The organism is Secundilactobacillus silagincola (assembly GCF_002583405.1).
Classification (GTDB): Bacteria; Bacillota; Bacilli; order Lactobacillales; family Lactobacillaceae; genus Secundilactobacillus; species Secundilactobacillus silagincola.
On the sequence record NZ_BCMJ01000005.1, the window covers coordinates 101,654 to 124,421 of the forward strand.

Below are 22,768 nucleotides of genomic sequence, written 5' to 3' on the forward strand. Positions count from 1 at the left end.
CAAAAAACGAGAATGCTTTGAGGGGATTTTATATTATGCAATTATCAAAACAACTATTGACCGGACTGGCAACTGCCGGAGCGGTTTTATTAGTGGGCGCTCGTAATGCCAGCGCGACACTTAGTCCTAGCAGTTCCCAGCCAAGAACTGACATGGTTGATTTATCCAGCTGGCAATCCAATCTGGGTGCCAGTGACTATCAAAAGCTTCATGATGCTGGTGTTAAAGCGGTTGCCATCAAAGCAACTGAAGGCACTTCATATACCAGCCCTGTTCTCCAACAACAATCACAGGATGCGGAAAATGCAAGCCTAGCCGTTAACTACTATCACTTTGCTCACTTCACTTCCGTGGCCAGTGCCAAGGCTGAAGCACAAAACTTCATCAATGCCGTCCAGTCAGTGACCAGCTCAAAAAACATGGTCATGGTGGTTGACTTTGAATCCAGCGAACTATCAGGTCTATCTAAGAGTCAAAATGATGCTGATTTAGCCGCCTTTGACGGTGTTTTAAACGCTGCCGGCTATAACAAGACCGACTTATATACCATGTCCAGTTGGGTGGGCAATCACATCGATACCAACACCAACAACAAAGGTTGGATCGCACAATGGCCATCGAATCCAACCGGCACGGAGTATCCATCCGCAAATGCCTGGCAATGGGCCTCTGATTACCGGTTTAGCGGTGAATCGCAAAATCTTGATGTCAGTCAATTAAACAACGAATTTTACGTGAATGGCAGTGCTAGCACAGCAGTTCACACCAGTCCAAGTAGCTCCACACCGAAGACAACGTTGGTTAAGGTGCCTGCACCTGCGCCAACCTCTTCTTCGAACTACTCAGCTGCTCGTTCGAATTCAGTAACACTGGTTTGGCGTGGTTCAATGCATCGTCATGCTTACTGGACACTATCTGGTGCTCGTTATTCGAAGCATTTAGGTATCAAATACGCTGATATGAAGAATTTACCACACACAACTTGGTACACGGATGGTCACGAAAAGCTTTATCGCAAAGCTTCTCACAGCTCAGCCATCTATTACCACGTTCGTAGCGGTAATGGCAAACATTCAGGTTGGATCTGGCGTGGTTACCTTCATGCTGGTGTCAATCCAAATGCTTAAATACTAGATTAAAATGGCGGACAGGTCCTAGATGGATTTATCCGCCATTTTTAGGTCTAACTCTACGGCATCATTAAAGTTATTTTACTTTGATAATGCTATACTAAACAGGTAAAGGGAGTGACACCAATGACCGATAAACCTGAAAAAAAGACGACTACCTTCAAAAAAATTCGCCGTGGCATGCCTGGTAATTGCCCGCAATGTCATCGCGAAATGACCATTTATTACGGGATGAATCATTGTCCTTCTTGTGGCTACCTATTTAAATCTAATTTTATCGTTAAATAATCCTTAAGGAGCAACATCATGATACAAGACTACCTTGACTACTGGTCAAAGCTCACTGTTTTCAATGCCACCGCAACGCGTAAACAATACTGGACGGCATACATTATTAATGCTGTTGTCGTCTGGCTTTATGCGGTTCTGACCCATCAATCCCAATACCTAGTCAGTGGTCACTATGAAATAGCCGCTAATTTGAATTCAATCGTTTTTGGTCTGATTCTCATATTGGTCTGGATCGCTAACTTCACCATTCGAGCCCGTCGTTTACATGATGGAAATCACAGTAATTGGTGGTTATTGATTTCAATCATTCCAGTACTAGGTGTCATTTGGTTGTTCATCTTGTTATTGATGCCAACCGTTGAAAACCAGCGTTGGCCGCTAAACCAGTCACAGGTACAGTGAAAAATATCAGCGTTTTCTCTAAACCAAGGAGAAAGTGCTGATATTTTTTAATGAATTATTTTGTTTGCTCATCTTCTGCGTTAACAACTAACACTTGAACATTCGCTCGCCGAACAACATACGCCGTTGTCGAGCCGATCAACAACCGGTTGATGGCATCTACACCTGATTTGCCGATCACCACCAAGTCAAAGTCCTCTTGGTTGGCAGTTTCCACAATCACTGTCTTCGGTGAGCCGTTCTTAACAATCGTTTTGACATTTATGCCTGCCTCTTCGGCGATCTTTTTACCTTCATCCGTAACCGCTGTAGCGTGCCGTCTTAACTCGCTTTGAATATCCATTGGAATGTTCCCAGCCGCTAGTGTCATTCGCGTCTGATCAATAACAGCCAGCAAAGTGATTGAAGAACCAAAATAACGGCTGATCCTAATGGCAACCTTCAATGCCGACTTCGAATTATCACTACCATCGAGGGGTACTAGAATGTGTGAAAACATCGTCATCACTCCTTCTGCGAGCCCATTTAAGCCCGCGTGGCAACCCGACTTTCAACTATATTTAGTATGAATGATAATTCTAACGAAATCAATTTATATGCCCCTAGGTGGCTAACACTAAACAAAGTGCGGCTGATCTGAAGTTGAGAGACCCCCAGAAAAGTTAACGCGCTGTTGCCCATCATAAACCCGTAAAGAATAGTAACCAGGTTTAGCTTTAACAGCCCTTGTCGTATGCCCGCTAGAAAATGAAACGGTGTCGACACTTTTACCATTTCGATAAAGCCGGTACGTATAAGTATGGTGGCTAATAGCTTGATTTTGATCATAGGCGGTAATCACAAGGTGTAATTGATGGGCCGGTGTTAAAATGACCCTTCTGGTTGAAATTGATGCTTGACTAGTTTGCTGTAATGCTGAGGTTTTCCGGCTTGATGCTGCCGTTGGCTGACTTTGCGTAAACATTAGTCCTGCGGCACCACAAATTAAAAATACCGCTGCAATCAATAGTTTAAATGGTTTCTTCATGTTGGCCTCCTTCATTTCTAATCTCATTGGTATAAGGATAACGAACCCTGATTAATACACAATAACGAGAACGTCACATTTCTGTGACGAATCATTTCAAAAATTGAATTAATTGAAATCTTTTGCTGGTAATTAGCTGTAACTTAGCGTAATCTTGTAAAAGTGATTTTAAGTAAGGAGTTGATATTGATGAAATTAAAAAAAGCAACGTTAGCAGATCTTGATACGATCATCGCTATTTTAAAAGATGGCAGTAACCAATTAGCAGAAAGTGGTGTTGATCAATGGCAAGGTGATTATCCTTCTCGTGATCAGATCACCTATGATATTAACAACGGTTTTGCTTACCTGGCACAGTCAGATGACAGCGAAACCGTTGGTGCGATTGCTATCGTTACCGCACCAGATCCTTCGTATGACACCATGAAGGGTACTTGGCTGAACAACTCGAACGATTACATCGTTCTTCACCGGGTAGCGATTCATTCGCAACACGCCGGTCATGGCTATGCCACCCGCTTATTCGAAGCCGTTATCAGTCACGTGATTTCAGATCATCCTGAGATTACGAGTATCCGTATCGATACCCACGCTGACAACAAACCAATGCAGCACTTGATCGATAAGATGGGCTTCACAAAAGTTGGCGAGATCTACGGTGTTTATCACCCAACCGATCTCAGCTTTGTTTACGAGATGCTGCCTCACGAAGACAACGCGGCAAAACATCAAGCAAGCTAATTCATCTAAAAGAAGCTGTGACAAAACTCGGTAGATTCCAGAATTTAACGCAAATAATGCCTATTCCGCGTCTTTTGCGGAATAGGCATTATTTGCGTTAAATGACCGGAATCTGAGTTTTGTTGCGTAATTAGGCTATATTTCCGTATAGCTCCAAAGTACAGTAAACACTAATTCTGGCTAAAAATTAATTGAGATACTTACCAATATAGACTTATAACACAACCTCTTTTATTTACTCAGCCGTTGTTCTGAATCCTTGTAAGGATGCGGCTCACCCTTTATTTCGTGTGAAACGTGACCTAACATGGCATCTACCATTTCCAGAATATGCGGATCATCGAGACAGTAGTATACGTGCGTCCCCTTTTTATCACGAGTGACTAACTGATAGCGATACAAAATCGCCAGTTGGTGAGAAACCATCGGCTGCGGAAGATCGACGTTCTCCACGATCGTTGAGACATCCGCCTCATTATTCTCAAGAAAATACAGAATTTTGATCCGGTTCGTGTTACTCAATACCTTGTAGATCTTCACGGCTTCTTCCAAGAGCGCATTACTGACCTTCATGCATGATCCCCCCCTTATACCAAATTCGATATCTACATTATGGAACATTTAGTGAAAGAAAGCTATCACGTGACTAATTAAGCCGCTATCCCAAAACACCCAAAGCCCGATTAAAACGTAGCAGGTCTTCATTAACTTTTCGCCGTACTTCTCCATCACACCGGTAACGGCCGAAACGTTCGCAATCACCTTGATCACAAGCACGACTAGCAGCGTCAACGTCCCAATAAAAACGAGGGTCATCAGGAAATGCAACAAATCCTCACCCACTAATACCGGCAGAAAAATGGACAAATTACACCCCGCACACACGGATAAATACGTCAGCATGACACTGACAATCTGCGAGTGATGGTGTTTGTCATCAGCTGAATCATCGTCATCATGAAAAGCAAGGTAAATCGGCAGGATACCCAAAATACCTAACAGCCATTCAGGCAGAAAAACCAGTAACGCTTTTCCGACCGCATAGCTTAAAATCAGTAGGGTCAGATTACCCAGTAAATACCCTATCATGACCTTTGACATCTGATACTTGTTTAATAGGAAAATCAGCATGAAGAAAAAATCCAGGTTCACACTCAAAAAAGTTAACGTTAATAGCCAGTAGTTCAAAACTCAAATCCTCTTTTCTGTTCGTAAATATATTATATGTCACATATGGCATATATAAAAGACCTCTAGCTAATAAAACGCTTTTAGCCTATGTTTTGAAACTCAGAACGCCTTGAACAACTGAAATTACTTGGTTTTGACAATACTGGATTGCTGCTTGATCAACCGGTTTAATCCAATAATCAGAGATAATGAAATTACGGAATAAACGGCCGAGCCAAAGCTAATATCCCTTAACCCAATCACATCAAACATCACCGATGCGGTTGCCGACCCTAGGGTAATGCCAAAATTAAAAAAAATCGAGCTCAGCGACGATGCCAACACTAGGGCTTGGGGATAATCTTGTTCTGCGATATCTAAAAAATAAACCTGCAGTGGCGCGCTTAATAAGGTCACAATCATGGTCAGGATCAAAAGCGCACCGAAACCTACCGCTTCATTATTTAGTGCTTCTGGCAGCAGCATCAAAATGATTAGATCAGCCACATAATATTTGGGCAACCGGTTTAACCCTCCGTGCTTCGCTAGGTGCCCTGACCAGCGATTAGAAGCAATACTCATCAAGCCAATCATAAATAACAGCACGTTTAGATTACTCCGGCTGAAACCGAGTCCACTGGTCAGTAAAGGCCGAATATACGTATAATAGCCGTACATTGTGGCTGCTGTAAATAATGCCAACAAAATGCCAATTTGAATCCGGTGATCTCGCAATAGTTTCATTTGATCTCCAAACGTACCAGCAATTTGCTCAACGTGCTTGGGCAGCAACCAAACCAGGAAACCATAAGCCGTTACCGTCAGTAATGACACCAGTAGAAAAGCATCACGCCAACTGTATTGAACGCTGAGCATCGTCCCAATTGGAACACCGAAAACAGAAGCAATACTATAACCGGCAAAGACCCAGGCAACCAAACTGGCTCGTTTACTTTTAGGTGCAATGACGGCTGTAAACGTCATTAGCAGCGAGATAATCGCTCCAGCTACACTGGCGGCAATTATCCGTGAAAACAACATCCAACCATAATTTGGAGCCATAGCGCTCATGGTATTGCCAACCAAAAATACCCCCATCAGTACCAGTAGCATTTGATATCGATTGTATTTACTGGTAAAAATGGTGATTATCGGTGTACAGATTGCATACACAACAGCAAACACCGTCACAAGATACCCAACTTGTGTCAAGGAAACGTTCAAATGACGGGCAATTTCGGAAAGAATCCCCACCACCATAAATTCGTTACATCCCAGAAGAAAGGTTACTAAAACAAAGACTAGTGCTACCAGTCGATTTTTGCTCATCTTCAATCCTCCTCATGGTTGCCTCCCCTAACCCGTTAACACCCGCTTCATGCACGTTTAATCAATGGCAGTATAGCTCAATTACCTGTCAATGACATGAATGACAACCCCAAATCAGTCTTCAATGATTTAACCAGACAAATCATTTGTATTTACTCACTGGTTTAATCATAATTAGGATTGGATTAAAATTTTGTTTAAAAGAGGGGTTATTATGTTCGATGCAAAAGTTGCAATTGGAACCTGGTCTTGGGGATCAGGTATAAACGGCGGTGATCAAGTCTTTGGCAATCACTTAACTCAAACTGATTTACAAGCCGTAGTTGATTCAGCCATGGCAAATGGTTTAAATCTTTGGGATACAGCCGCAGCATACGGTCAGGGCTCTTCAGAAACGATATTAGGTAACAGTTTGAAGGCTTATAATCGTGATGACTACTTTCTCTCCACAAAGTTCACACCAAGGTTTGCAGGCTCAGGGGAGAATCCAGTGGCCGACATGCTGGCCGAAAGTTTAAAACGGCTGCACACGGATTACGTTGACCTCTACTGGATCCATAACGCAGAAGGTGTTGAAAAATGGACGCCAATGATCATTCCGTTGGTTAAACAAGGCCTCATCAAACACGTTGGGGTTTCCAACCATAACCTCAAACAAATCAAACGAGCTAGAGAAATCTTAAACGCTGGTGGTGTTGAGCTTGAAGCCGTTCAAAACCATTACAGCTTACTCCACCGTCAATCTGAAGATGACGGTATCTTGGACTACTGCCACCAAAACGGCATCACCTTCTTCTCTTACATGGTATTGGAACAAGGTGTCCTCACCGGTAAGCATGACGCTGCACATCCATTTGAAGGTGACAGTAACCGGGCACGGACCTACAACCCGATGTTGCCAAAACTGAACGCGTTATTAGCAAAAATGATTGAACTCGCTGGTAAATATCACGTTGCAGTTGCTGATATTGCAACGGCTTGGGTCATTCAAAAAGGTACGACTCCAATCATTGGTGTCACTAAACAACACTATATTGCGGATACTAAACGCGCAATTTCGCTCAACTTGACCTCCGATGAAATGAAGACATTGGAAACGTTAGCTGATCAAGCACACGTTAACACTCAGGGCAGTTGGGAACACAGTATGAACGAGTAACATAGTAATCATTAAAATAAGGGTCGGCAAACACCTCTGCTGAGATGTTTGCCGACCCTTTAATATATGACTTTAACTTACTTTGAGTTAAACAATTACCAATGACTTGATAGCTTCACGTTTTGCCATTGCTTGATATGCATTATCAATGTCATCCAGTTTGAACGATTTCGTAAAGACTTTACCTGGGTGAATGTCGCCATCCAAAACGGCCTTTAATAAGATTTGCTTATCATAAGTGGTTACTGAAGCTGGACCACCGGCAATGATCGTGTTCTTATAGAAAGAACTAGACATATCCATTTTTGGCTCATGTGGTAAGCCCACACGACCAACGATGGCACCCGGACGGCCTGCTTTCATGGCCGTGTCGTTTGACTGTTCCGTACCGACACATTCCAAAACGGCATCTGCACCAGCGTTATTTGTCAATGCCATCACCTTTTCAACAGCTTCATCGCCACGTTCAGCAATAATATCCGTTGCACCAAATTCGATAGCTAACTTTTGACGATCCTCGTGTCGGCTCATGGCAATAATTCGCTTAGCGCCACGCAATTTAGCCGCAATCACACCGCATAAACCAACGGCACCATCACCAACAACAACGACCGTATCACCCGTTTTGACGTTAGCCACTCGTGCCGCGTGATAACCGGTTGCCATAACATCAGCAAGGCTCAACAGTGAGTTCAACATTTCATCACTGTAATCAGCTGGTTGACCCGGAACTTTGATCAAGGCCCAGTCAGCATGTTGGAACCGGACGTATTCTGATTGAACACCGTTACTAAAATTATCATCATGACTCTGACAATCACCATCAAAACCAGCTAGACAAGCTGCACAGTGTCCGCATCCGTGAGTAAACGGTGCAATGACAAAGTCCCCTGGCTTAACCGTAGTAATTTCACTACCAACTGAATCTACAATACCAATGGCTTCATGGCCTGAATTCTCAGAATGCTCCGCTTTTTCCTCTAATCCTCGGTATGCCCATAAATCAGAACCGCAGACACAAGTTCTAACCACTTTGATAATCGCGTCATCATTTGCTTGAATAGTTGGTTTGTCTACGTTTTCGATGCCAACCTTACCCGCTTTTTCAAAAACAGCTGTTTTCATGCTAAATATCCCCTTTCAAAATACAGATTGAACTAAATATATCAGTTCATCAGCAATTCAGTTTTATTATATCAGTTAGAGTCCAGTGGAAGGCAATAGTTCACAAACAACACTTCCATGAAAACTTTTACATCAAACCATGCTAAAATAAACTCATCAAATGATAAGGAGTTGGTATTTTGACAATTAAAGATAAAGTCGTTGTCATCACCGGTGCTTCCAGTGGCATTGGCCGTGCTACAGCAGAAAAATTAGCTCAGTCTGGGGCTAAAGTCGTCATTGGTGCTCGACGTGCGGACCGATTGAAAGCCGTCGCAGATGAATTCCCCGCAAACACTGTACTGTATCAGCAAACCGATGTCACTGACCGTGATAGTGTCGCTAGTTTAGTAAAATTAGCCATTGACCATTTTCAACGCGTCGATGTGCTCTATAATAATGCAGGACTAATGCCAATTTCTAAAATGGCTGAACTAAAAGTTGACGAGTGGGACCGAATGATCGATGTCAATATCAAGGGTGTCTTATACGGCATCGCCGCTGTACTGCCTATTATGATCCGTCAACAAGGTGGTCAAATTATCACCACCGACTCCGTTGCAGGTCATGTTGTTCACCCTGGAACAGCCGTATACGCTGGTACTAAATACGCAATCCAGGCAATCATGGATGGCCTTCGCCAAGAACAGGTTGCGAACCATATTAAGACAACTATGATTTCACCTGGTGCCGTAAACACGGAGCTCTTCAGTACGATCAGTGATCCTAAGCAACGTGCTCAAACTGAAAAACAGGAAAAAGAAAACGGCTTAAACGCCACAGATGTTGCTAATGCTGTGGCCTATGCTATTGACCAACCAGCAGATGTCGCGATTAACGAAGTGTTAATGCGACCATCCTCACAAACCATCTAATAATAAACACCGATGAACAGATAAAGAGCGATAAGCCCTCCGTTATGGTAGAGTTGCTTATCGCTCTTTTTGTGATGCCGGGTGTAGTGGACCGACATCTGTAGTTGTAGTTGAGAATTGTATTTCGAAAGAAAGTACAATGCTGAGTGTACTAAAAAAAAACGATAAATACAATACTTTTTTGTAAATTTGTTTAAAAATTGGAAAGATTATTCTAAAACTAATTGTGGTAACTGTCTTTATTGTGATTTTTAGTACAATTTTTCTCTGAGTTGAAATCGCTATTTCTTATAAAAATTGTCTGAGTTTGTGATAATAATATTCTAGTTTAAAGTGTTCTTTTCGTTTATATATAAAATAAAATATATTATAAATTTGTAAATAATGAAGTTCCCAATCTCTTGATGGAGGTTCTGTTAAACTAATACCCCCTTATAACTGAAACGCTACGTGTTGAAAATTATCGTAATTAGTTATACGATAGAAGTTAATTTAACAGCAATGAAGACGCTTACTTTGCGGTTATAAATTGCTTTGTTGTTATATTGGTAATATGGTGAAATTAAAGCTGATGTTCGCTATACAGACATAAATAATCAGCTAAATAAAGGAGAGGTCTAAATGGCAGAAAACAATCCTAATAAGGTTAGCAAAGAATTTAAAGAACTACTCGATCAAGTATATGAGGAGAACAAGGACGCAATGGACTTGATGAAAAGCCTATGACAGTAAGATATTTAACTGAAGATGAAGTCATTGCCATTAACCAATATATTATTAAACAGGCTGATGAAGGCTCTGCAGAAGTTGTCGATCCTGATGGTCTAAAGTCGATCATTGAACAACCGCAAATGGTGGCATACGGCCATGAAACCTATCCGACGATTTGGCTCAAAGCGGCATGCCTTTTACAAAAGCTGACTAAAAATCTCGTCTTTAACGAAGGAAATAAAAGAACCGCCTACCTCAGTACCGTGATTTTTTTGAGGCTGAATCACATCAAATTTGAGCTTTCAGGTAGCGATGCTAAAGATTTCATGTGGGATGAGATGTTTGCACCAGATAAGAAAGACCGAATGATTAATGTGGCCCCGATTTTCAAGTTGTACAGTAAGCGCATCGAATCATAGAATTTAATAAGTACTATTCTAATAAAAAGCTGACATTGGTGAATAACTAATGTCAGCTTTTTTGATATTAGCTGATAAGGGCATGTAAGGTACCCGATTATTTAGCTGTAAGAGAATACTTTGGGAATCTTACATCCATCTATTTGACTTAGTCGGAACTTTAATTTAATTAAATTCGTAGTTTAAACATATCGTCCAATCACTAACGACGTAAGAAGCTGACATACCCTTTTGGAGGAAAATATCATGAAAAAAGTTATCACTATCGGCACCACTTTTCTAGTAGCACTTACACTGACTGCTTGTGGAAATTCAAGTTCATCCGATTCATCTTCATCGTCAAAAGATACCAAAAATTCAGTTAAGAAATCAGAGCCAAAGAATGCCATTACAATGATCAAGTATAACTCAATCAGAGTGGGTGACCCGTTGACGGGATCTGGTGGCTCTACTGAAACTACCGTTAAAAACATGTATGGTGAGCCAATGAGTGAAACGAAAACAGCGGTACCTGATGCTAACATGAAGGCCACGAGCTACACCTGGTCCAATGTTGGTTCCTCACTATCTGGTGCTACTATTACCGCCGAATTTCTAAACGGTAAGACAGTGGGTAAAGGATATGCAGCCCTCAGTAAGTCCACTAAGATTACTGATAATGATTATAAGACCATTCAAACAGGCGCCAGTTTTACAACGGTTAAAAAGCAATTTGGTACACCACAGTCTGAATCAATTGTTGGTGGCACTGGTACCACTAGTGCCCAAACATTAACTTACCTGGATACCAGTGGAAGTAAGTCGCTTTCGTTCACTTTCACAAACAACAAACTGATGAGTAAAACTACAAATTCGCTAAATTAAGTGGTGTGTTGCGATAAATTGTAGTATGTGACAAAATTCGGTAGATTTCAGAATTTAACGTAAATTATGCCTATCTCGGCGAATTTTGTCGGGATGGGCATGATTTGCGTTAAATGGTCGGAATCTGATTTTTGGAGTGTTATTAGACTATATTGACGTGTCGGACCCAAGTACACTTACCAATATCGACTTATGTCTCATCCTTCTTTTTTAGACTTAAACATGAACTTAGCGATTGATGCTACTCAGATGTCAAATGGTAAGGTGATGGAAGAACTCAATTAGTGCACATGTGCACCACGCCGTATCCCTTTGATACCAAGTGATTTGAAGCTATTGACGCACAAAACAGCGCGCATTTTTGGGTAGTAAAATGAACAAATTCAGGCCATTTTTACAATTTGCGCACCAAAATGTGCACCAAAGTATCATTTTTAATCGTTTATAATCATTTTAAAAAAAGAAAAACCCCGTCAATTCAACGATTAACGAGGTTCGGAAATGAAACAGGTATTAAATTATAGGAGAGTACAGGATTTGAACCTGCGCGCCGGTATAAGCCGGTTCGCCGGATTTCGAGTCCGGTGCATTACCACTCTGCCAACTCTCCATAACACACTAAACAATTATAACAAACCTGTGGAAACTTTCAACCACAGGATGTCATTATTTAGCGTGATAACGCGATTTTTAATATTCCATCAAGCTAAAGATATCATAGCCTTTAATCTTATCACGGCCATGAAGGTCCTTTAATTCAATAATGAAAGCAGTTCCTACTACGATACCACCTAAATCTTCAACAAGATCGATGGTAGCACCAATAGTACCGCCAGTTGCTAACAGATCATCAGTAACCAAAACTCGCTGCCCTGGCTTGATAGCATCTTTGTGCAAATAGAGGGCAGACTTGCCGTATTCAAGGTCATACGTTGCCTTAACTGTTTCTCGAGGCAACTTACCCTCCTTACGGGCTGGTGCAAACCCAATGCCTAATTCATAGGCAACTGGACACCCGACAATAAAGCCACGTGCTTCAGGTCCAACAACCATGTCAACGTTCTTACTGCGAGCATAGTCAACCAACTGGTCAGTGGCGTAGCGATAAGCTTTACCATCTGACATCAGTGGTGAAATGTCACGAAACATGACGCCGGGCTCGGGATAGTTCGGCACCGTAGCAACGTACTTCTTTAAATCAATCGTCATTTTAAATAGCAACTCCTTTAATCTTGTGCAATTAGCGAGGTCAACAAAGTCTTGACGTCAGCCGTTTCGCTATACAATAGTTGTTTTTCGGTTTCAATCTGCTGCTGTCGTTTTTGGTAACTTGGTGCGTCAGTAATCTGACGATGAGCTGGCTGTTTAACTTCATTCAATTGACCATTGGTAATCGTCACGAAGTCCAGTTCACGAAAAATCTGCAACATCAAGACTAACTGAGTTGGAACGATTTGTAAATACTTCGCCAGCTCATTTAATCGATGTGCGACATCCACATCATGATGCGTTTGAACGAACCTAAACAGTTTAGCATATTGTGCGCGATCTGGCATCCCCAAAAGGTAATGACTTTCCTTTAAATAAAAATAAATGACAATTTGATCAGCCTTAATTGCCTTCAACGCCGCCTGCAAATCGCTAATTTGTACCGGACAGTCCACTAAATACATCGTTGGGGTATGTATCTCACCTAACCGTTTAGCGTCTGCTAATAACCAAGAATTAGCGGTAGCTGGTATCTGTGACTGCAGTTTCTCATAAAGCCGTTGATTAAAGAAAACATAAGTGGCATTGGCATCCTGAAACATTTCTGACCGCAATTTTTGCGTCCGCAAATCACTGATAACCAAACCTTCAACTGCGATATCCTTCACCATTACTTGCATGGAGGTACGTCCCTGCCAAACATTGATATCAATCTGACCCACTACTTGAACTTGATCCGGTGCGCTTTGGAGCACGGGTGCTAACTCACCAGCGCCAAAATCAATAGCGCTTAATTGGTGATTTTGATCACTTAACTGAAATTTTAAATGTTTACCCTCCGCGCCAATGGCCTTCACATTTTGAATAGCACTGGGTTTAAAGACAAACAACGGAACGGGATTATCAGTCCCAAATGGCGCTAATTGGCGTAGCTGCTTGTATAAGTCTTCAGATACGTCGCTAACCTGCATTTCAGATGCCACTGTTAACGGTGTTTTAGGCTGATCAGCTAAATGCTGATCGACAGCAGCCTGGTCGAAACCCGCCTGCAATTGACTTAACTGATCAGCTTTTGCCGTCATTCCCACTGCAGCGGCGTGACCACCGAAGTTGATCAAAAGATCTCGCTGACCATCAAAAGCATCGAATAAATTAAACCCAGCAACACTACGTCCTGAGCCTTTAGCCGTCCCATTTTCAGAATTGACATCAAGAACCACCGTTGGCTTTCCAGTCGCTTCGACCACTTTACTAGCCACGATTCCCAATACACCTTCGTGCCACCCCTTACCCGTAATGAGCATGGTTGGATGATCACGATGAGCTACGTCTTGAGCTTGAGCCAAGGCAACTTCGCTGATATCAGCGACTAATTTTTGTCGATACTTATTTTGTTTTTCCGTTAAATCAGCTAATTTTTCAGCCCGCTCTTCATCCAAAGTCGTCAATAATTCAACGGCAGGCGCTGCATCATCTAAACGTCCAAGCGCGTTTAGCCGTGGCGCAATACCGAAACCAATGGACTGTTCGTCAATCTGATCGGGTGTAATACCAGCTTGCTTAATCAGTGCAACTAGTCCTAATCGATCGGTTTGTGAAAGTAACTGCAGACCAGCAGTCACTAGCACTCGATTTTCATCAACTAGCGGCACCAGATCGGCTACTGTCCCAATCGCAGCTAAATCAAGCATCTCTTGGGGAACTTCATCTAACAGAGCGGTAGCAACCTTAAAGGCCACTCCAGCACCAGATAAACCACCAAAGGGATATTGGCCTTCTGGGTGACGAGGATGAATGATGGCGTACGCGTCAGGTAATTTACTGGGGAGTTCATGATGATCCGTTACTACCACATCACAACCCAATTCATTAGCGCGTGCAATAGCATCGTTACCCGATACCCCGTTATCCACAGTGACAATCAACTGCGTACCGCCTTCAATGAGTCGCTCAAAAGCCGCCACATTAGGACCATAGCCATCGACAAAACGATTGGGAATAAAATAATCAACGTTAGCTCCAACTTGATCCAAAGTTTCGTACAGAATTGAAGTGCTCGTTACACCATCTGCATCATAATCACCGTAGATCGTAATATGTTCACCATTCGCTACTGCATCTTGAATGCGGTCGATTCCCTTTTGCATATCATGCATCGTCATGGGATCGTGCAATTGAGACAAATCAGGTTGAAGAAACTGCTCTGCTTTTTCCTTGGTATCATAGCCACGGTTCAGCAGAATCTGGGCAACCATTGGTTTAATAGATAACGAATCGGCTAAATGAGCGGCCTCATCACTTGGCTGATCAACGTTTTTTATTTGCCAATCATAATGTGGTTCAATCATGATCATCATCCTTTACTTCCGGTTGATTTGACTGAAGACTGTCAGTATTACCAGTATGTGTATGCTGATCTGGTGTTTCGTTTAAACGGGTTTTCAAAGCTTGAATACGACTCTCCTGCTGCCTGATGGTCTTTTTGTTCTGATAATTTGAAATTGTTGCAAAAAGGAACATTAAAATGGCACCTAGAAAAATAGCTACCAACAAAACCAGTACCAGTGGCCACGAAACAGTCGTAAAGCCGAAATGAATTGGAATTGATTCAGTATTCATGACTGAAAAAATGGCAATCAGAATCACAATTAAAATCGCAATGATTACTTTTCCTTGCCGCTTCATTGAAATACCCCCTACTCCCGTTCCTTATCAAACGGGATATCAATTAAATCAAAATCCTTAACAACCTTTGTATTCTTAAATACTGCTTGAGCCTGTTTTTCCAAGTCGTGAGCTAATTTACCGTTATAGCGAGCAGAAATATGATTCAACAACAGCTTACCAACGTGTGAGGTTTTAGCAATATTGGCCGCCTGTACGTTGGTGGAATGATAATAACTATGTGCCATTGCAGCTTCGTCCTTAGCAAAGGTACTTTCGTGGACCAAGACATCCGCATTTTCGGCTAGTTTATAACTATTATCAGTTTTGCGTGTATCTCCTAAAATTGCAACTATCCGACCCTTTTGAGCATGACCAATGTAATCTTGACCATTAATCACTCTACCGTCAGGTAAGGTGACGGTCTTCCCTGCTTTTAACTGACCGTAAATTGGGCCAGATGGTACTTTATCTGCCTGAAGTTGTTCAACCATAAGTTCGCCAGGATGGTCACGTTCGACCACCCGGTAACCAAACGTCTCAATTTTATGATCCAAATGCTCAGCGTACACAGTGAATTTATCATCATGAAAAATTTCACCACCATGCGACAATTCCACAAATTCAATGAAATAGGATAGCTTAGTTTCAGAAACCTTCAAACTGGTTAAAACAAAGTTACGAATACCTTTAGGTCCATATATGGTCAACTTATCATTGCCGCCTTGAAATGACCGGCTACTGAGTAAACCTGGTAACCCAAAGATGTGATCACCATGTAAATGGGTAATAAATATTTTATCGATCTTTCGTGGTTTAATCGTGGTTCTCAAAATCTGTTGCTGAGTGCCTTCACCGGCATCAAACAGCCAGATGGAATTGCGTTCTTCTAGTAACCGTAATGCTAGACTGCTAACGTTTCGAAACTTTCCTGGAGACCCAGCACCGGTACCTAAAAATTCAATTTGCATATCTGTCGTCCTTTTCTATCTATCTCGCACCGAACATCTTTGCTGGTGTCACGTAGTCCTAATTAAGGTGAATCCTAACCCTACAATTGTATCAGATTCAACGTCCGATTGTGTGATTATTTAGTCTAAATTATTTACTTACCCGATACTTGATCGCACAGGAACTAAAGAAACACTACCCAGATATTATGACCCCAGATAATGTATAATTAGTAATGAAGGAAGTGTTTAATTTGCGTCTTGGAGAACTTATCGCATTAGTGCATCAATTAGACCCAAATCTAAAAATGGCCTTTGATACGACCCCAATGGCGCCTATTTCGGGAATGTCAGCTTCGGAAGGTCGTCTTCTGCTGCACGCCGCCACTCAGACGCCTTTAACAGTCGAACGATTTCGCCAACATGCGAACCGTTTTAATCAACAGTTAATTGTCTTTGAATCTAGTGGCAAACGTCTTTATGGCTTTCGTCAATCGAAACAATGGCTTTTATTCAAATAATGGGGGATCTTCAATATGCTAAGTAAACGTCTAATATTAACTATCATCTTAACCGCCGGCCTAATACTAACCGGCTGTGGTAACCAAGCAAAATCAAACCAGCCATCACGTTCGAATTCAGATAGCTCATCCAGTCAGCAAGTTAAAAAGCCGGAAAAGGCCGCCTCTGATCAGGCCACCATGAAACCCTATGAGGTGCCGAATTCAGAAAAAAATAACCGACATTATCAAAAGTCCGGTCTGCTTTCTTTTCCAGGTCAGTTTGCTTATGACAAAGTCGGCACAAAATTAATCTTGTCCCAAAACAAACACCTAAATCAACGAGCTACACGGCAAGGACTTAGCTACCAGATTACCGATGCTAAACGATTTAATAATAACGCCAAAACCAAGCAAGCTCTACAAATGGCTCAGCAAGCCTTCAACATCGGTAATATTCCTAATCCTTATCAAACCCTGCAAATTAAGTTTACCGTAAAAAACAATACCAGCCACGCGGTTAAAATCGATGGCATTCAAAAGATTAGTTTAAATGCCTCTCGAACAATTTCTGCTAATGGTATTAGTGATCCAAGTGCCGGACAAACTATCAAATCAAATCATACTCAGACTTTTTCCGCAATGATTTTGGTTGGGCCAACTAACTTTAAACTTAATCAGTTTAGCGTTCATTTCTCAGGTAGTTTTAACGATTCGGGCCAACCTATAACGAAAGCGCCAGCGGTTATTACCGTGAAACTATAATTTTTAATGATATACACAACTAAAACACCGTATGTTGACGTGAAAACGTCTGCACACGGTGTTTTGTTATTGCTTTTGAGATGAGTCTGAATCAGTCAATTGCTGAACCAGTAACCGAGTATAGTTACGGTTCCCAGTTGGATTAGGATGCACGTTGTCCGTGTAGAACCAATCCTTGTGATTCTTACTCAATCCATGCCAATCAACTAGCGTGACGTTAGGATAACGTTTAGCAGCATTGGCGATGGTTGTATTGACAGACGTTTCCCAATTACGAGTAGGAACGTGAGTGTTAACCCAATAGATGCGGCGATTAGGTCCAATCATATGAATAACCTGATCAATTTGACTATTAGTCATTGGACTGTTAGTCCCTAAATTAACGACCACAGTGTTAGCCAAGGCTCCCTGAGCCTTAAGCGACTCAATTTGCTTTGGGGCTTGCCAAATTTGACGACCCACACCCGCTGAAACGTAGGTGTTAGGAATCACTTGGCGAACGTCTTTAGAAACATCCACCATGACAGAATCACCGATTGCAGTCACCGAAAGATCCTTCGCCTGCACGTATTGACGCTTAGTCAGACCATATGTCTTAACCAATTCCTGCTGATGAGCTGATAGCTTAACCTTTTTCCAGGCTTCCTCATGCTTCTTTTCAGCGGCAGCTTTTTTAGCAGCTTCTCGTTGCTTCTTTAAAGCCGCCTTGTTGGAAGAAGCCGCCTGTTTTTGATTATGCTTAATATTAGTCTGAAGTGCAGAATCATTGGCCTCTGAATGTGTGGGGCTTGTAACAGCACCAAACAATGCAACGCCCGTAACTAAGATGGCTGGGATAACCGCATAACGTTGCCAACCAAATGTCTTGGGGCTCCGGAAGAATTGCTTGATTAGTCCTGGCAGTTGGCCATAGTCATAATGACGTAATGGACGTTCCAAATAACGATATGATAGATCACTAGCAATCAGAATCAAAACGGTTTCCATCAGCGCATTAAACACTGGATGAGCCGCAATATTAGTCACTTTGGCTTCGTAAAAAATCATAATTGGAAATTGATACAAGTAAATCCCGTAACTTCTTGAGCCTACCCAGTCAAAGATCCGGTTGGTAAACAACTGATTCATAAAACTGGCTGGATGAGCCACGGTTGCCACCAAAATGGTTGACAAAAACGTAAAGAAGAACATCCCACCATGATAGGTCAGACTTGACTGTCCTGACATGGTAAAAAACATGATAAGAAGGATTGCCAAACTGACAAGCCCAGCACCGTTCAGTAACCACTTAGCGCGATTATTCAACTCACTCTTTAACTTGGTTGCAGGCCAAACAAAAGCCAATGCAACACCAAGTAGAATTGCAAACATCCGGGTATCGGTACCATAGTAGACCCGGTTAGTCATGGCCGTACCAGTATACAAATACCCCATCCAGATTGCTGACAGAACTGAGAGGCCTAAAACGGAATAGAAAATGGGCTTTCGGTCTTTAAACATAAACAATAGAATTACTAAAATCAGTGGCCAAAATGCGTAAAACTGCCCTTCAATCGAGAGCGACCAAAGGTGTGTAAACGGTGACTCTCCGTTGAATCGGTCAAAGTATGACTGTCCATGGCCAATTTCCCACCAGTTATACACGTAAAGTAAGTTAGTACTGATAATGGCCTTTAAACTGACGAACAACGAGCGCTGAAACAGCGTGATATACGCTGCAGTTGTCAAAACCATCGTCACTAATGCTGGATATAGTCGTTTCATTCGCCGGACGTAAAAACTGACGACATCGATCCGACCGTTTTGCTCATATTCTTGTAGCAATAAATCAGTGATTAAATAACCTGAAACTACAAAAAATATTGGAACACCTAAATAGCCTCCCTGCAAGCTATAAGGTAAGAGGTGATACACAATAACACCAATCACCGCAATAGTCCGGATTCCGTCGAACCCAGAAATATAGCGACTATGTTTAAGCCGCTTACTCCCTGCGTGTTGCATCGATTCTCCCTCGTTTCATCTCTTAGAATTACTTCAAAATGTTATTCCACAAATTCAAAGGTAAAGTCATCGATTTGGACTAAATCGCCGTTACGAGCACCCTTTTCTCGTAATGCATCATCGACTCCCATGCCACGCAACTGACGCGCAAAGCGTAGTGTGCTTTCTTCATGGTCCATATTGGTCATCTGGAACAATCGCTCTAATTTAGCACCGGTAAGTACCCATGTACCGTCCTCGTCACGATTAATTTCAAAGTCGTCAGATTCAACCGACCCATCATCCGTTATCAGCATCTTTTCGAGGTCATCAACACCCTTTACTGGGAAAGCAGGTGTCTGGTCTAAAATCTCAACGGTTTTCTGAATCAGCGGTGTTAACCCATCATGGGTAACACTGGAGATTGCCATTACGACTGGCGGTGTTGCAAGGGTTGTATCCTCCGCCAATTTGGCTTTCAAAGTTGCCAAATTCTCAGCTGAATCAGGCAAATCCATCTTCGTAGCCACAACAATTTGCGGACGTTTTAACAAATCTGGATCATACTTCTGTAGTTCGGCGTTGATCTTCAAAAAGTCATCGTAAGGATCTCGGTCTTCAAATCCACTCACATCAATCAAGTGAAGGAGGACCCTGGTCCGTTCAATGTGTTTTAAGAACTCAATTCCAAGACCAACACCACTAGCAGCGCCTTCAATCAAACCCGGTAAATCAGCAACCGCAAAATCACGACCATCACTCAACTTGACCATCCCTAGATTAGGTGTCAGCGTCGTAAAGTGATATTCCCCGATTTTGGGTTTTGCACTGGTAATAGCTGCTAATAAGGTTGATTTCCCAACAGAAGGAAAACCAATCAGCCCCACATCAGCTAATAATTTTAGTTCTAAGCGAACCCGACGCTCTTCTCCAGGAGCGCCATTTTCAGCTAATTCAGGTGCAGGATTCTTAGGTGTCGCAAAGTGAACGTTACCGCGCCCACCACGGCCTCCTTGGGCAATGACAACCTGGTCATCTGCGTTAACCAAGTCAGCAATCACCATGTTGGTTTCATCATCGATGACCGTCGTCCCTTGGGGCACTAAAATCACCCGATCATCAGCGCCACGGCCCGTCATACCTTTAATACCACCATTTTGACCATGATCTGCTTTAAACTTTTGATTATAACGAAAGTCCATCAAAGTACGAAGCCCTGTATTAACTTTAAATACAACACTACCGCCTCGGCCACCATCGCCACCGGCTGGTCCACCGTTGGGCTCATATTTTTCCCGCCGAAAAGCAACCATACCGTTGCCGCCATTTCCGGCTTTAACATTTATTGTAACGTGATCTACAAACATATTATTTCTCCATTATTCCAATTCATTCGGACTTTCCTAACCTTGCTATTATCTAATGAATAACCTTAAATTACCACCGTTTTTTAGAACTTTTTTAAGTTTGCGTTTAACTTGTCTCTGCTGTTTTAGCTAAAGTCAGATGAATCGTATCCGCAACTGCTTTAGAAATACCGAGTTCGTGCAATTCCTCGGGCGTTGCAGCCGCGATTTTCTTCATTGAGCCAAACTTTCGCAGTAATTTATTCCTGGTTTTTGGCCCCACTCCTTGAATATCGTCCAAACGCGAGCTAAGGGAGTTTTTAGCATGGACCTTTCGATGAAACGTAATTGCAAACCGGTGAACTTCATCTTGAATCCGCTGTAACAGGTAAAAGCCCTGTGACTTAGGATCAAGGTGCAATGGCGTATCGTTAACTTCTGATAATAAATCGGCAGTTTTATGCTTGTCGTTTTTAACCATCGCAGCCACCGGAATAGTTAGCCCCAATTCGTTTTCTAAGACGTCCTTAGCAGCTTCTAACTGAATAGCACCACCATCCATTAGAACCAAGTCAGGCATAGTCTCATGCTCCTTAAGCAGCCGGGTATATCGACGCCGAATGACTTCTCTTGTACTAGCAGCTTCATCAGCATGATCCACGGTTCTGAGTTTATATTTTCGATATAAGCTCTTATTAGGCTGTCCATCAACGAAGACCACCATGGCAGAAACCAAATCAGCTCCTTGAATATGTGAATGATCAAAGGCTTCAATTTTGTGTCCTGGCGCAATTCCCAGGGCATCAGTGATTTCTTTCATTGCCCCCGTCGTCTTTTGTTCATCTAACTCCAGCAAACGGAACTTTTCTTCTAACACTAAGCGGGCATTTTTTCCTGCCATTTCAAGCAGCGCCCGCTTTTCACCACGTTGCGGTGTTCTCACCGGCATCGGCAACATCTCTTCCAAGACATCCTTCGGCAAACTTTCTGGCACAAGGATTTCCTTTGGAAAAACGCTATTTTTACGGTGATAAAATTGGATAATAAAACTAGTCATTTCTTCAATCTCATCGTTCACAATTGGGAACAAACGCTTCTCACGCTTGATCAAGCGTGCTTGACGAATGAAGAAGACCTGTACGGATAGCCAACCTTTATCCAGATAAAAATTAAAAATGTCACGGGGTGTTTGATCGTTAGAAATGATTTTTTGCTTTTCGACAGTTACTTCGATGTAGTGCATCTGATCACGAATTTCAGCCGCCCGTTCAAACTCTAAGTTATCAGAAGCCTTTTTCATCTGAGCGTTTAAATGCCGTTTTACAGTTGCAACATTGCCATTTAAAAACGATTTGATGCGTTCAATTTGCTTATCATATTGTTCTTTTGGCACTTCTTTAAAGCAGGCACCCAAACATTGACCCATGTGGTAATACAAGCAAGGCCGGTTCTGATAGCCATTGCAACGTCGCAACGGATAAACCTTTTGCAAAAAGTGTAGTGTCTCCTCAGCCGCGTAAACGTTAGGGTAAGGGCCGAAATAATAGGCACCATCCTTACGAATGGAACTGACGATTAGCATGGTAGGATCCCGCTCATTGGTAATTTTAATGTAGGGATACCCAGTTCCCTGCTTTAACTTAATATTATAGTGGGGCTGATGTTTTTGAATCATCGTGATTTCAAGCAAAAAAGCTTCTTTATCAGTTGACGTCACAATGGTCTCAAAGTCAGCAATTTCTGAGACTAAGCGAGCCGTTTTCCCTTCATGGCTACTCTTAAAATAGGAACGTACCCGGTTTTTTAAGTTTTTAGCTTTACCGACGTAAATGATGTGCCCGTTAATGTTTTTCATCATATAAATACCGGGCATATCAGGCAAAAGTGCTAATTTATGTTCTAGATATTCGGTGGCCAAAGAAATGACCTCCTTCCGCTTCATTCTCTGGGGTACCGCTATCTCAAGCTTCCCCAGTTTCGACGTTTCATTATAACCCCGAATAAGTGTTTGGGGCAAGCTACCTGCCTACGTTAACTTACTTGTCATTTAAACACATCATAATAAAACA

General features: G+C 42.2%; 23 protein-coding genes and 1 tRNA gene. 10 read left to right on the plus strand and 14 right to left on the minus strand.

The features are described from left to right. Nucleotides 1-35 precede the first annotated feature (35 nt). The 3 genes from CES82_RS07445 to CES82_RS07455 all read left to right on the plus strand — a co-directional run bounded on the left by CES82_RS07445 (nucleotide 36) and on the right by CES82_RS07455 (nucleotide 1,823). Complete coding sequence (locus CES82_RS07445; RefSeq protein ID WP_098825001.1) at nucleotides 36-1,127, plus strand: GH25 family lysozyme; 1,092 nt, start codon at nucleotides 36-38, stop codon at nucleotides 1,125-1,127. A gap of 129 nt (nucleotides 1,128-1,256) precedes the next feature. Further along, complete coding sequence (locus tag CES82_RS07450; protein ID WP_098825003.1) at nucleotides 1,257-1,418, plus strand: 50S ribosomal protein L4; 162 nt, start codon at nucleotides 1,257-1,259, stop codon at nucleotides 1,416-1,418. Nucleotides 1,419-1,436: 18 nt separating this feature from the next. Continuing rightward, nucleotides 1,437-1,823 (plus strand): DUF805 domain-containing protein, encoded by a 387-nt coding sequence (locus CES82_RS07455; protein WP_098825005.1) that lies wholly within the window; start codon nucleotides 1,437-1,439, stop codon nucleotides 1,821-1,823. A 55-nt stretch (nucleotides 1,824-1,878) separates the two neighbouring features. Here CES82_RS07455 and CES82_RS07460 read toward each other — a convergent pair whose 3' ends face one another. Both CES82_RS07460 and CES82_RS07465 read right to left on the minus strand, forming a co-directional pair. Further along, nucleotides 1,879-2,322, minus strand: a complete 444-nt coding sequence (locus CES82_RS07460) for a universal stress protein (RefSeq protein ID WP_180245694.1) — start codon at nucleotides 2,320-2,322, stop codon at nucleotides 1,879-1,881. Between the two features lie 117 nt (nucleotides 2,323-2,439). After that, the gene (locus CES82_RS07465; protein ID WP_098825008.1) at nucleotides 2,440-2,850 is read right to left on the minus strand and encodes a hypothetical protein; all 411 of its coding nucleotides are present in this window, start codon (nucleotides 2,848-2,850) and stop codon (nucleotides 2,440-2,442) included. A gap of 189 nt (nucleotides 2,851-3,039) precedes the next feature. Here CES82_RS07465 and CES82_RS07470 point away from each other — a divergent pair, with 189 nt between their 5' ends. Next, nucleotides 3,040-3,591, plus strand: coding sequence for a GNAT family N-acetyltransferase (locus tag CES82_RS07470; RefSeq protein ID WP_098825010.1), 552 nt, complete (start codon nucleotides 3,040-3,042; stop codon nucleotides 3,589-3,591). Nucleotides 3,592-3,822: 231 nt separating this feature from the next. Here the strand turns inward: CES82_RS07470 and CES82_RS07475 are convergent, their stop codons facing one another. The 3 genes from CES82_RS07475 to CES82_RS07485 form a co-directional block, all read right to left on the minus strand. Next, nucleotides 3,823-4,164 (minus strand): ArsR/SmtB family transcription factor, encoded by a 342-nt coding sequence (locus tag CES82_RS07475; protein ID WP_098825012.1) that lies wholly within the window; start codon nucleotides 4,162-4,164, stop codon nucleotides 3,823-3,825. A 48-nt stretch (nucleotides 4,165-4,212) separates the two neighbouring features. Continuing rightward, nucleotides 4,213-4,779: a cadmium resistance transporter gene (locus tag CES82_RS07480; RefSeq protein WP_098825014.1), complete on the minus strand. Its 567-nt coding sequence runs from the start codon at nucleotides 4,777-4,779 to the stop codon at nucleotides 4,213-4,215. A gap of 126 nt (nucleotides 4,780-4,905) precedes the next feature. Further along, a complete protein-coding gene (locus CES82_RS07485) occupies nucleotides 4,906-6,090 on the minus strand; it encodes an MFS transporter (protein WP_098825016.1) in 1,185 nt (394 codons plus the stop codon). A gap of 214 nt (nucleotides 6,091-6,304) precedes the next feature. Here CES82_RS07485 and CES82_RS07490 point away from each other — a divergent pair, with 214 nt between their 5' ends. Further along, the gene (locus CES82_RS07490; protein WP_098825018.1) at nucleotides 6,305-7,249 is read left to right on the plus strand and encodes an aldo/keto reductase; all 945 of its coding nucleotides are present in this window, start codon (nucleotides 6,305-6,307) and stop codon (nucleotides 7,247-7,249) included. Between the two features lie 87 nt (nucleotides 7,250-7,336). Here the strand turns inward: CES82_RS07490 and CES82_RS07495 are convergent, their stop codons facing one another. Next, nucleotides 7,337-8,374 (minus strand): zinc-binding dehydrogenase, encoded by a 1,038-nt coding sequence (locus CES82_RS07495; RefSeq protein WP_098825020.1) that lies wholly within the window; start codon nucleotides 8,372-8,374, stop codon nucleotides 7,337-7,339. Nucleotides 8,375-8,553: 179 nt separating this feature from the next. Between CES82_RS07495 and CES82_RS07500 the strand changes: the two genes are divergently transcribed. From CES82_RS07500 to CES82_RS07510, 3 genes are all read left to right on the plus strand, one after another. Further along, nucleotides 8,554-9,288 carry an SDR family oxidoreductase gene (locus CES82_RS07500; protein WP_098825022.1) on the plus strand — a complete coding sequence of 245 codons (735 nt, stop codon included), beginning with the start codon at nucleotides 8,554-8,556 and terminating at the stop codon, nucleotides 9,286-9,288. Between the two features lie 722 nt (nucleotides 9,289-10,010). Beyond that, entirely contained in the window at nucleotides 10,011-10,418 is a 408-nt protein-coding gene (locus CES82_RS07505; RefSeq protein ID WP_098825023.1) for a type II toxin-antitoxin system death-on-curing family toxin, read from the plus strand. A gap of 246 nt (nucleotides 10,419-10,664) precedes the next feature. After that, on the plus strand, nucleotides 10,665-11,282 hold the full coding sequence (locus CES82_RS07510) for a DUF3862 domain-containing protein (protein WP_098825025.1): 618 nt from the start codon (nucleotides 10,665-10,667) through the stop codon (nucleotides 11,280-11,282). 522 nt (nucleotides 11,283-11,804) lie between these two features. Here the strand turns inward: CES82_RS07510 and CES82_RS07515 are convergent. The 5 genes from CES82_RS07515 to rnz all read right to left on the minus strand — a co-directional run bounded on the left by CES82_RS07515 (nucleotide 11,805) and on the right by rnz (nucleotide 16,126). Beyond that, nucleotides 11,805-11,892 (minus strand) — tRNA-Ser (locus CES82_RS07515). A gap of 80 nt (nucleotides 11,893-11,972) precedes the next feature. Further along, nucleotides 11,973-12,491 (minus strand): adenine phosphoribosyltransferase, encoded by a 519-nt coding sequence (locus CES82_RS07520; RefSeq protein ID WP_098825027.1) that lies wholly within the window; start codon nucleotides 12,489-12,491, stop codon nucleotides 11,973-11,975. Nucleotides 12,492-12,508: 17 nt separating this feature from the next. Further along, the gene (gene recJ / locus CES82_RS07525; protein ID WP_098825213.1) at nucleotides 12,509-14,839 is read right to left on the minus strand and encodes a single-stranded-DNA-specific exonuclease RecJ; all 2,331 of its coding nucleotides are present in this window, start codon (nucleotides 14,837-14,839) and stop codon (nucleotides 12,509-12,511) included. Then, nucleotides 14,832-15,176, minus strand: coding sequence for a LapA family protein (locus CES82_RS07530; protein WP_098825029.1), 345 nt, complete (start codon nucleotides 15,174-15,176; stop codon nucleotides 14,832-14,834). The genes recJ and CES82_RS07530 overlap by 8 nt, the downstream gene beginning before the upstream one ends. A gap of 11 nt (nucleotides 15,177-15,187) precedes the next feature. Further along, the gene (gene rnz, locus CES82_RS07535) at nucleotides 15,188-16,126 is read right to left on the minus strand and encodes a ribonuclease Z (RefSeq protein WP_098825031.1); all 939 of its coding nucleotides are present in this window, start codon (nucleotides 16,124-16,126) and stop codon (nucleotides 15,188-15,190) included. Between the two features lie 233 nt (nucleotides 16,127-16,359). On the opposite strand from rnz, the gene CES82_RS07540 reads away from it, so the two are divergent. Both CES82_RS07540 and CES82_RS07545 read left to right on the plus strand, forming a co-directional pair. Further along, a complete protein-coding gene (locus tag CES82_RS07540; protein ID WP_098825033.1) occupies nucleotides 16,360-16,626 on the plus strand; it encodes a hypothetical protein in 267 nt (88 codons plus the stop codon). Nucleotides 16,627-16,641: 15 nt separating this feature from the next. After that, the gene (locus CES82_RS07545) at nucleotides 16,642-17,370 is read left to right on the plus strand and encodes a hypothetical protein (protein WP_098825035.1); all 729 of its coding nucleotides are present in this window, start codon (nucleotides 16,642-16,644) and stop codon (nucleotides 17,368-17,370) included. A gap of 66 nt (nucleotides 17,371-17,436) precedes the next feature. On the opposite strand, the gene CES82_RS07550 is transcribed toward CES82_RS07545, so the two are convergent. The 3 genes from CES82_RS07550 to uvrC all read right to left on the minus strand — a co-directional run bounded on the left by CES82_RS07550 (nucleotide 17,437) and on the right by uvrC (nucleotide 22,617). Then, the gene (locus tag CES82_RS07550) at nucleotides 17,437-19,374 is read right to left on the minus strand and encodes an acyltransferase family protein (protein WP_098825037.1); all 1,938 of its coding nucleotides are present in this window, start codon (nucleotides 19,372-19,374) and stop codon (nucleotides 17,437-17,439) included. Between the two features lie 41 nt (nucleotides 19,375-19,415). After that, the gene (gene obgE / locus CES82_RS07555; RefSeq protein WP_098825039.1) at nucleotides 19,416-20,720 is read right to left on the minus strand and encodes a GTPase ObgE; all 1,305 of its coding nucleotides are present in this window, start codon (nucleotides 20,718-20,720) and stop codon (nucleotides 19,416-19,418) included. 106 nt (nucleotides 20,721-20,826) lie between these two features. Next, nucleotides 20,827-22,617, minus strand: a complete 1,791-nt coding sequence (uvrC, locus tag CES82_RS07560) for an excinuclease ABC subunit UvrC (RefSeq protein WP_098825041.1) — start codon at nucleotides 22,615-22,617, stop codon at nucleotides 20,827-20,829. Nucleotides 22,618-22,768: the final 151 nt, after the last annotated feature.

Excerpts from the sequence above, each read along its gene's own strand:
- CES82_RS07445 (WP_098825001.1), top strand. The coding sequence starts at position 36 with ATGCAATTATCAAAACAACTATTGACCGGACTGGCAACTGCCGGAGCG.
- CES82_RS07450 (WP_098825003.1), top strand. The coding sequence starts at position 1,257 with ATGACCGATAAACCTGAAAAAAAGACGACTACCTTCAAAAAAATTCGC.
- CES82_RS07455 (WP_098825005.1), top strand. The coding sequence starts at position 1,437 with ATGATACAAGACTACCTTGACTACTGGTCAAAGCTCACTGTTTTCAAT.
- CES82_RS07460 (WP_180245694.1), bottom strand. The coding sequence starts at position 2,322 with ATGTTTTCACACATTCTAGTACCCCTCGATGGTAGTGATAATTCGAAG.
- CES82_RS07465 (WP_098825008.1), bottom strand. The coding sequence starts at position 2,850 with ATGAAGAAACCATTTAAACTATTGATTGCAGCGGTATTTTTAATTTGT.
- CES82_RS07470 (WP_098825010.1), top strand. The coding sequence starts at position 3,040 with ATGAAATTAAAAAAAGCAACGTTAGCAGATCTTGATACGATCATCGCT.
- CES82_RS07475 (WP_098825012.1), bottom strand. The coding sequence starts at position 4,164 with ATGAAGGTCAGTAATGCGCTCTTGGAAGAAGCCGTGAAGATCTACAAG.
- CES82_RS07485 (WP_098825016.1), bottom strand. The coding sequence starts at position 6,090 with ATGAGCAAAAATCGACTGGTAGCACTAGTCTTTGTTTTAGTAACCTTT.
- CES82_RS07490 (WP_098825018.1), top strand. The coding sequence starts at position 6,305 with ATGTTCGATGCAAAAGTTGCAATTGGAACCTGGTCTTGGGGATCAGGT.
- CES82_RS07495 (WP_098825020.1), bottom strand. The coding sequence starts at position 8,374 with ATGAAAACAGCTGTTTTTGAAAAAGCGGGTAAGGTTGGCATCGAAAAC.
- CES82_RS07505 (WP_098825023.1), top strand. The coding sequence starts at position 10,011 with ATGACAGTAAGATATTTAACTGAAGATGAAGTCATTGCCATTAACCAA.
- CES82_RS07510 (WP_098825025.1), top strand. The coding sequence starts at position 10,665 with ATGAAAAAAGTTATCACTATCGGCACCACTTTTCTAGTAGCACTTACA.
- CES82_RS07520 (WP_098825027.1), bottom strand. The coding sequence starts at position 12,491 with ATGACGATTGATTTAAAGAAGTACGTTGCTACGGTGCCGAACTATCCC.
- recJ (WP_098825213.1), bottom strand. The coding sequence starts at position 14,839 with ATGATTGAACCACATTATGATTGGCAAATAAAAAACGTTGATCAGCCA.
- CES82_RS07530 (WP_098825029.1), bottom strand. The coding sequence starts at position 15,176 with ATGAAGCGGCAAGGAAAAGTAATCATTGCGATTTTAATTGTGATTCTG.
- rnz (WP_098825031.1), bottom strand. The coding sequence starts at position 16,126 with ATGCAAATTGAATTTTTAGGTACCGGTGCTGGGTCTCCAGGAAAGTTT.
- CES82_RS07545 (WP_098825035.1), top strand. The coding sequence starts at position 16,642 with ATGCTAAGTAAACGTCTAATATTAACTATCATCTTAACCGCCGGCCTA.
- CES82_RS07550 (WP_098825037.1), bottom strand. The coding sequence starts at position 19,374 with ATGCAACACGCAGGGAGTAAGCGGCTTAAACATAGTCGCTATATTTCT.
- obgE (WP_098825039.1), bottom strand. The coding sequence starts at position 20,720 with ATGTTTGTAGATCACGTTACAATAAATGTTAAAGCCGGAAATGGCGGC.